The following is a 976-nucleotide window of genomic DNA, read 5'->3' as shown; positions in this document are numbered from 1 at the left end:
CAAAAGTGGAGTCCACTTTTGGGTCCGAGGCTCTCTCTTTTAAGCAGCGCATCGTTTGAGCGAAAAACCGGGGCCACTTTTTCGCACGATGCGCTAGAGAGCTGCGACCGCAAGCTCAACTATTGCAAAGGCACAGCGCCGCTTCCCGTGGCGCGCTTCATCGCGTCGCYTTCGCGAGCTGCAATGAACGCATCCGCAGCCTTCAGCCCGCCCTGCTCCAGGTTTCGGGAATGCCCCTCGCCTTCCAAGCGGAGGAACTGCTTCGGTTCAGGCGCTGCCTGGAAGAGTTGCACGCCGAATGAAAATGGGATCACCCGATCTGCCGTGCCATGCATGATCAGGATCGGCGCTTTAACCTTCTGAATGATGTCCAGCGAGCGAAACTGATCGATCATGAGCCAGCGAACGGGCACATACCAATAGATGAGGCTCGCAACATCGGCGGTGGAGGTATAGGGCGCGTCGAGAACGAGACCAGCTACGGGCTCCTCGCTTGCAAGGCGTACGGCAACCCCGGTTCCAAGCGACTCGCCATAGACCACGATGCGGGACGCTTCATAGGAGTGGCGAAGCCAGTCATAGGCCGCACGGGCATCCGTCCTCAAGCCTTCTTCACTGGGGCTGCCGCTGGAGCCCGAATAGCCGCGGTAGCTGACCATCAGCAGCCCTCGGCCCGTCTCAGTGAGCGCGCGGGCTCGCAGCCGCCGGCTCCAGAGGCTGCCGCCATTGCCATGAAAATAGAGCACGATCGCCTTGCCCGGCTGGGGCGGCTTCCACCAGCCTACGAGGCGCTCATTGTCCGAAGTCTGCAGTACCAAATCCTCGAAACCGCTCAGTCCAGCCTCGGCGGCAGTGCTGCGCCGATCCGAGGCTGGATAGAGCAAGCTACGCTGCATGAAGAACAGCGCTGCCAGGACGATGCCGTAGACGACGAGCAATCCGATGAACAGACGGCGGATGAAGCGAAGCATGGAGA

The 976-nt window shown here is 60.7% G+C and carries 1 protein-coding gene; it reads right to left on the bottom strand.

From position 1 onward, the window contains the following. Nucleotides 1–119: 119 nt before the first annotated feature. Nucleotides 120–976 (bottom strand): alpha/beta hydrolase (locus ACXJKO_RS31840; RefSeq protein ID WP_457094987.1); only part of this gene is annotated, 857 nt, incomplete at its 5' end.

It is taken from the genome of Microvirga sp. P5_D2 (assembly GCF_054049475.1).
This window is presented reverse-complemented; position numbering and strand designations above follow the sequence as displayed.